The following is a 6,908-nucleotide window of genomic DNA, read 5'->3' as shown; positions in this document are numbered from 1 at the left end:
GATTTTCAATAGGTTGCTTATAATCCTAACTATAGTTAGCCTTTCATAAGTAGCGATGCAACAAAGCCATTCCAGTGTCAGCTACTTTCATAACACCATATTACCTTAACAAAAGCAAATGTTCGTACAGATGTGCATCAGCTACTTTCATCTGCCACCTGCAAATTGCAATGTTCGTACAGTTATGTGTCACGCTACTTGGATGACACCGTTGAAAGAAATGAACCGCCTTTTCAAAATTGTTTTGAATAGAGGAATAACATTCACAAGTAAAATTTCATATTACCATTTTTTAATTTATGTATTATAATAAGCTTAATCTATAAGAAAAACAAAGTTGGAAAAGTTGGAAGAACTAAGCAAAAACTGGGTGATAAGAACGGGAAGATTTTTATCTTCATTGTTTTTTTTACTGTTGATTGCGCTATCAATACGTAGTTTTTTATTCGAGCCATTTCATATACCTTCTGGTTCAATGAAAAGCACCCTACTTGAAGGGGATTACATTTTTACTAGTAAATATTCATACGGTTACAGTAAACACTCCTTCCCATTTTCTCCAAACATTTTTAGCGGCAGGATTTTTTATACCCCTCCAAAGCGTGGCGACATAGTAGTTTTCAAACCCACAAGAAATGACAGCATCAGGTTTGTTAAGCGAGTAATAGGAACACCAGGTGACAAAGTGCAAATGATAGAGGGAGAATTATACCTAAATGATCAGAAAGTAGAGCGAAGGCAAATTGAAAGTTTTTTTGATTATGAGTCAAATCGTAACATACCAAGATATATAGAAACGCTTTTAAGTGGCAAGGAACATGAGATTTTGGTAGATGACATTTCTAATAAGCTATCATATAACACTCCGGTTTATTATGTACCTAACGATCAATTTTTCGTTATGGGAGACAATAGAAATAATTCTTTAGATAGTAGGTTTCCTGAAGTTGGTTTTGTACCAATGGAAAATATCATTGGGCGTGTAAGCATAGTTGGTTTATCATTTAAATTAGGAAAGGTCGATTGGTTACCATTTAATTTCAGGTTACCTGTTGCTTTGAGATTAAATAGGGTATTGCACAAGGTTGTGTAAGCTTTTTCTACCTATTTGTTAATTCACACAACTCTAAAGAAGAATTTTCTAACTCGGCGATAGTGTTGTTAATTTCATTCAAGTCATTGCCTTGTAAAGCGTTTTTTGCATTTTGTAATAGGTTTTTCAACTTTTGATCAGTGGAAAGGTTATTATTGTTTTCAACCAAGTGTATGAGTTTATTTCCATTAATTTTAGCACCTGCAAGGGAACGAGCCTTCATATCTTCGTCAAAACTGTTTATTGACTGGTTAACCATATTTTGAACATCAGCTTCACTCAAGCCAAAACTTGAATTTACTTTAACTGTCTGCTCAATTCCAGTAGTTTTTTCTCTTGCAGTAACAGTCAAGATTCCGTCAACGTTAACTGTAAATTCTATTTCAACTCTTGCAGAACCTGCAGGCAGTGGCGGTATACCTTTTAGTTCAAACTGCGCTAGAGATTTGTTATCCTCTATCATTTCACGTTCTCCCTGACAAACATGAATTTTCATTGCTGTTTGCCCATCAATATAAGTTGTAAACTCTTTTGTTTCTGAAACTGGCAGTGGCGTATTTCTTGGTATGATTTTTTCAACTATGCCTCCCATAGTTTCTATGCCAAGTGATAGAGGTAAAACATCCAGGAGAATATTCCTATCTTTTGAGCTCGAAGTTAAATCATGAGCCTGCAGAGCTGCCCCAATGGCAACTGCTTTATCTGGATCCACGTCATTTAGTACTTTATTTCCAAAGAGTTTGACTAGTGAATTTTGAACCAATGGTGTTCTAGTTGCACCACCAACTAAAATTACTCCTTTTATATCATCAATTTTAAGATCTATATCACTTATAGTACGAGTGACTATATTGATAGTCTTATTGACCAAAGAACTGATTGCCTGCTCGAATTCTTCTCTGGTAATTTCGCACTCAAATGGCTTGCCGTTAACATTAAATTCGAAGATACCTATAGTGTGATTGCTTAGGTACTCTTTCACAGAGCGTGATTCGATAAGTAAGGAATTTAGTTGCTTAGCCGTCTTTTCTCTATACTTATCAATCACAATTGAACTCAGCAAATGATCAAAATCATCACCGCCGAGTTTGGTATCACCACCAACTGCAAGAACTTGAAACACTCCTTGATGCAATTTCAATATCGAAATATCAAATGTTCCACCACCAAGGTCATAAACTGCATATATTCCACTGTTATTGTTCTTTTCAATGGAGTAAGAAAGCGCTGCAGCGGTTGGCTCGTTAACGAGGCGAAGAACTTCTATGCCAGCTAATTTTGCTGCATATTTAGTTGCGTTACGTGCTGAATCGTCAAAGTAAGCTGGCACAGTAATTACTGCTTTTTTTACTTCCAGCCCCTTAGACTTTTTTACCCTCTCACATAAAGCTTTTAATATCTCAGCAGAAATCTCAACAGGAGTAAGATACTTTTCCTCCGAACATTTTACTCTAATAACTTTTTCACTTTCGTTATCTATTTCAAAATAAACACCCATCTTGTTCAAATCTTTAACACTTTTACCCATTAAACGTTTTATTGAGTGGATTGCATTTGAGCCAACATCATAGCCAGTTTTCAATGTATTATTTTCACATGAAATGATAGAAGGTAATAGCTCTCTTCCCTGTTCATCTTTAAATATCTCCACGTTGCCAGCTTTATTTACCATAGCAATTAAAGAGTTGGTAGTGCCAAGATCTATACCAAAAACTACTGCATTTGAATTTGGTTCAGAAATTTGAATTGGTTGCATTTTTCTTCATCTCCTCAAATGACTTGTATAAATATTTCAATCTTAAGACTTGTGTAGCAGCTCTATCAAAATTCTTTACAGCAAAAGTGTTAATTAGATTTTTAATGCAACCTTTTATTTTTTCATCGATCATCCTACTTGCAAATTGTAGATCGTCGCAGTCTAGTAAGTACTCTCTTATTTCCATTGATTCACTTAATATTTCAGAATTTAAGTGGTCCTTTTGGCTTTTCACATTAAAAAAATCCAGCAAATGCTCAGCACGTTTTAGCGGTGACTTTAGTATCTGATAAGCTCTGTTAATATTTTCCATGTTTTGGGACTGTCTTTCATTTATATCAGTCCTGCTTAGCTCAATATATTTTTTCTCTAACTCATCAAAGCTGATATTGAAAGCTGGTTCAATTTCAAACAATGCAAAATAGTTGCTAGACATGAAAACTCTCTCCACAACCACATTTTCCTTTCTCATTAGGATTTTTGAAAACAAAACCCGATGAAAATTTTTCTTCTACATAATCCATTTCAGAGCCAAGAATAAACATGACGGATTTTGGGTCGATCAACACTTTAACTTTTTGGCCATCACTACAGTTTTCTTCAATTACCGACTCTAAAGGACGAGTATCATATGCATATTCAATATCATATTTTAAACCAGAACATCCTTTTTGCTTAATTAGCACTCTTATTCCTATTGCTTCTTCCGGTTTCTCAAGGTTAGTATGCTTCTTTTGGTCCAATAAATACCTTATCCTTTCTACTGCTTCCGCAGTTATAGTGATAAGTTTTTTATTCTTTTTTACAGTTTCACCTCCGCCTACTTCTTGATATTCACCCATGTTCGTAGCTTCTTAATTCTTTTGTTTACTTTGATAGTCATGAATAGCAGCCTTTATAGCATCTTCAGCAAGTACCGAACAGTGTATCTTCACTGGAGGTAAAGACAACTCTTCCACTATTTGAGTATTCTTTATCTGTGTAACGTCACTGATGGTTCTTCCCTTTATCATCTCTGTTAACAAGGAACTTGAAGCAATGGCAGAACCACAACCAAAAGTTTTAAATTTTGCATCTTCAATAACACCTTTGTCATTGACCTTTATCTGCAATTTCATTACATCACCGCACGATGGTGCACCAACTAGGCCAGTACCAACATTTGGATCATTTTTATCCAGAGAGCCAACATTCCTTGGATTTTCGTAATGATCTAAAATTTTCTCATTATAACTCATAAAATTACCTGTGAACCGCTATTCTACATTATAACATATTTAGGTTAAAAACTAAAGTAAAATACACTCAAAAAGTGTAATTTTTGTAAGGTAAAATTGTAGTTTTTGAGTGCATTTTACTTTACAAATTCGCGTAGTGCATGTCATTCTTTATATTGTAATTAAGTTTATAATTTAAAAAGGAGTATCCCTTGAGTTTGTTTAGTAACCTTTATCAGGGCCTGTTAAAAACTTCTTCTCGCTTTAGCGACGGGGTGAAAAGTATTTTTTCTGGCAAAAAAAAATTAGATCAGTCGCTTTTAGATGAATTAGAAGAATTGCTAATTAGCATGGATATTGGTCATAAAACTTCCAAGTTGATTATCGATAGGCTCACAAGCATCAAATTTGACAAGGAAGTTGAGTATAATACCATCACACAGCAGCTAATGAGCGAAATAGAATCGATATTGAACCCTGCTGTGCAACCGCTAATTTTAAACAAAAAACCACATATAATAATGGTATGCGGAGTAAATGGTAACGGTAAAACCACGACTATAGGTAAGCTCGCATATAAATATAAGGAAATGGGAAAATCCGTTATGCTTGTTGCATGCGACACATTTAGAGCTGCTGCTAGTGAACAATTAAACATTTGGGCAGAACGTTCTGATTGCTTGATTGTTACTGGAGAGTACGGTAGCGACTCTGCAAGTGTAGCATATAGAGCTGTAAGTCAAGCTATAAAAGATAACGTTGATGTTGTTCTAATTGACACAGCAGGAAGGCTGCAAAATAATGTGAACCTTATGGAGGAGTTATCAAAAATATATAGAACGATAAAGAAATTGGATGACACTGCCCCTCATGACGTTATTTTAGTTCTTGACGCAACTACCGGCCAAAATGCTTATAGCCAATTAGAAGCATTTAGCAAAATGGTTAATGTTACCGGGCTAATCGTAACAAAGTTAGATGGCACTGCTAAGGGCGGAGTGGTAATTGGACTTGCAGAAGCTTATAAGATAAAGTTACATGCTATAGGAATTGGCGAAAATATAGAGGACTTAAGGGAGTTTACTAGCAAAGAATTTGCTGAAGCGTTATTTAATTGTAATTAAAGACTTCTCTTAATTCCCTTACGTGACCAAGCTTGATTATTTCAATATCATGAGAAGAATAGTGACCATTTTTAGGCATAATTGCTTTTTTGAATCCTAACTTTTGTGCTTCTTTTAGTCTGAGATCAGCATGCGAGATGTTCCTAATTTCTCCTGAAAGTGCAACTTCACCGCAGATTATTGAAGAAGTTGGTAGCGGTAAATTTACTATACTTGAAATAAGGGAAGCAGCAACAGCAAGATCAGCCGATGGTTCCTGTATTTTGAGTCCCCCTGCAATGTTTAGGTATACCTCTTTATCATGCAAAAACATTTTGCAACGAGCATTTAGCACCGCGATGATCATAGCCAATCTATTAATATCCCACCCAACTACTGCCCTTCTTGGGGTTGCCATATTAGTCCCTGCTATTAATGCTTGCACTTCCATTAAAATTGGTCTTGAACCTTCAATTCCTGCAAATACGGCGCTGCCAACTACTTCTCTGTCATGGGCCATCAGAAACAATGATGATGGATTATCAACAGGCACAAGTCCTGCTTCAGACATCTCAAAAACACCAATTTCATTTGCAGGGCCAAATCTATTTTTAATAGTACGCAAAATGCGATATTGATTGCTATTTTCACCTTCAAAATATAATACCGTATCCACCATATGCTCCAGAGTTTTGGGTCCAGCTATTTGTCCATCCTTAGTTATATGACCAACTATTAAAAGAGAAACACCATATTGTTTCGCAAGAATAGTTAATTCATGTGCGCAAGTACGAACCTGAGTTACAGTTCCTGGTGCCGATGTAATTCTGCTATCATACATTGTTTGTATAGAGTCAATTACTAAGAATTTAATACTTTTGTTTTCCTTGATTGTTGCTACTACATCAGTTAAAGACACTGTAGATAAAAGCTTAATTTTAGGTTCATTTATCTTAAGACGCTTTGCTCTGAGACTCACCTGCTCTAAAGACTCCTCGCCGGATACATAAAGACATTCAAAAGAGGAAAGTTGCACAACATTAGCTGCAATTCTAAGCAAAAGGGTGGATTTTCCAATACCAGGTTCGCCACCAATTAAAATGCTAGCACCTTGAACGATACCCCCACCAAAAACTCTATCTAATTCTTCTATTCCTGTTAAAAAACGACTTGGAGTGATAATTTCGCTACCCGATAACGTCTTTATTAAAATTGGTGCAGATATACTTCTTTTGCCCGTTTTTACTGCTATTTCCTCAACAATTGTATCCCAATTGTCACATGCGATGCACTTCCCTACCCACCTACCAGTGCTGTGACCACAGGATTGACATACATATACAGTTTTCATCAAAGCCAAAATTATTTTGTTGTAATTGTAATAAAAATTAGCTGAATATGCGAAGTAAATCTATAGCTAACCCAAGAAAGGGTTCCCTATGTCATACCGCGATTCATTCGCGGTATCTCAAAGCATAGATCCCGCTAACACGTAGCGGGATGACGAGGTCATGCCACCGCGCGAACCGTCATACCGTCACGGTATCTCTAGATCCCGCTAACACGTAGCGGGATGACGAGGTCATGCCACCGCAAACCGTCATACCGCCGCGGTATCTCTTAGCCGCTAACACGTAGCGGGATGACGGTTGTCGTTTAGCTACAAACGTTAAGAAATTTACCAAATGAAAAAAAAGGCAAAAGAAGCCCTGGGGTTATTATCCGCTTTAAAATATTGG

Annotated in this window: 7 protein-coding genes; 2 read left to right on the top strand and 5 right to left on the bottom strand. The window is 36.2% G+C overall.

Annotated features, from left to right (window positions below):
* The first annotated feature begins 346 nt into the window (after positions 1 to 346).
* Complete coding sequence (gene lepB, locus OZD62_RS03440; protein WP_010962911.1) at positions 347 to 1,093, top strand: signal peptidase I; 747 nt, start codon at positions 347 to 349, stop codon at positions 1,091 to 1,093.
* Between the two features lie 7 nt (positions 1,094 to 1,100).
* Here lepB and hscA read toward each other — a convergent pair whose 3' ends face one another.
* The 4 genes from hscA to iscU are packed head-to-tail and all read right to left on the bottom strand — an operon-like array spanning position 1,101 to position 4,087.
* Complete coding sequence (hscA, locus tag OZD62_RS03435; RefSeq protein WP_275019433.1) at positions 1,101 to 2,849, bottom strand: Fe-S protein assembly chaperone HscA; 1,749 nt, start codon at positions 2,847 to 2,849, stop codon at positions 1,101 to 1,103.
* Positions 2,827 to 3,285 carry an iron-sulfur cluster co-chaperone HscB C-terminal domain-containing protein gene (locus OZD62_RS03430; RefSeq protein ID WP_010962909.1) on the bottom strand — a complete coding sequence of 153 codons (459 nt, stop codon included), beginning with the start codon at positions 3,283 to 3,285 and terminating at the stop codon, positions 2,827 to 2,829. The genes hscA and OZD62_RS03430 overlap by 23 nt, the downstream gene beginning before the upstream one ends.
* Positions 3,278 to 3,691 carry a HesB/IscA family protein gene (locus OZD62_RS03425; RefSeq protein ID WP_038199190.1) on the bottom strand — a complete coding sequence of 138 codons (414 nt, stop codon included), beginning with the start codon at positions 3,689 to 3,691 and terminating at the stop codon, positions 3,278 to 3,280. The genes OZD62_RS03430 and OZD62_RS03425 overlap by 8 nt, the downstream gene beginning before the upstream one ends.
* 12 nt (positions 3,692 to 3,703) lie before the next feature.
* Entirely contained in the window at positions 3,704 to 4,087 is a 384-nt protein-coding gene (gene iscU / locus OZD62_RS03420; protein ID WP_007548853.1) for a Fe-S cluster assembly scaffold IscU, read from the bottom strand.
* 191 nt (positions 4,088 to 4,278) lie between these two features.
* On the opposite strand from iscU, the gene ftsY reads away from it, so the two are divergent.
* Complete coding sequence (gene ftsY, locus OZD62_RS03415) at positions 4,279 to 5,190, top strand: signal recognition particle-docking protein FtsY (RefSeq protein ID WP_010962907.1); 912 nt, start codon at positions 4,279 to 4,281, stop codon at positions 5,188 to 5,190.
* Here the strand turns inward: ftsY and radA are convergent.
* Positions 5,177 to 6,520 (bottom strand): DNA repair protein RadA, encoded by a 1,344-nt coding sequence (gene radA, locus OZD62_RS03410; protein ID WP_275019432.1) that lies wholly within the window; start codon positions 6,518 to 6,520, stop codon positions 5,177 to 5,179. The genes ftsY and radA overlap by 14 nt on opposite strands.
* Between the last annotated feature and the right edge of the window lie 388 nt (positions 6,521 to 6,908).

Source organism: Wolbachia endosymbiont of Drosophila seguyi, assembly GCF_028981765.1.
GTDB lineage: Bacteria > Pseudomonadota > Alphaproteobacteria > Rickettsiales > Anaplasmataceae > Wolbachia > Wolbachia pipientis.
The sequence above is the reverse complement of the archived record's forward strand: the minus strand, read 5'-3'. Positions and strand labels throughout refer to the sequence as shown.

Coding starts and splice junctions, on each gene's coding strand:
- iscU (WP_007548853.1), bottom strand. CDS start 4,087: ATGAGTTATAATGAGAAAATTTTAGATCATTACGAAAATCCAAGGAAT.
- hscA (WP_275019433.1), bottom strand. CDS start 2,849: ATGCAACCAATTCAAATTTCTGAACCAAATTCAAATGCAGTAGTTTTT.
- OZD62_RS03425 (WP_038199190.1), bottom strand. CDS start 3,691: ATGGGTGAATATCAAGAAGTAGGCGGAGGTGAAACTGTAAAAAAGAAT.
- radA (WP_275019432.1), bottom strand. CDS start 6,520: ATGAAAACTGTATATGTATGTCAATCCTGTGGTCACAGCACTGGTAGG.
- OZD62_RS03430 (WP_010962909.1), bottom strand. CDS start 3,285: ATGTCTAGCAACTATTTTGCATTGTTTGAAATTGAACCAGCTTTCAAT.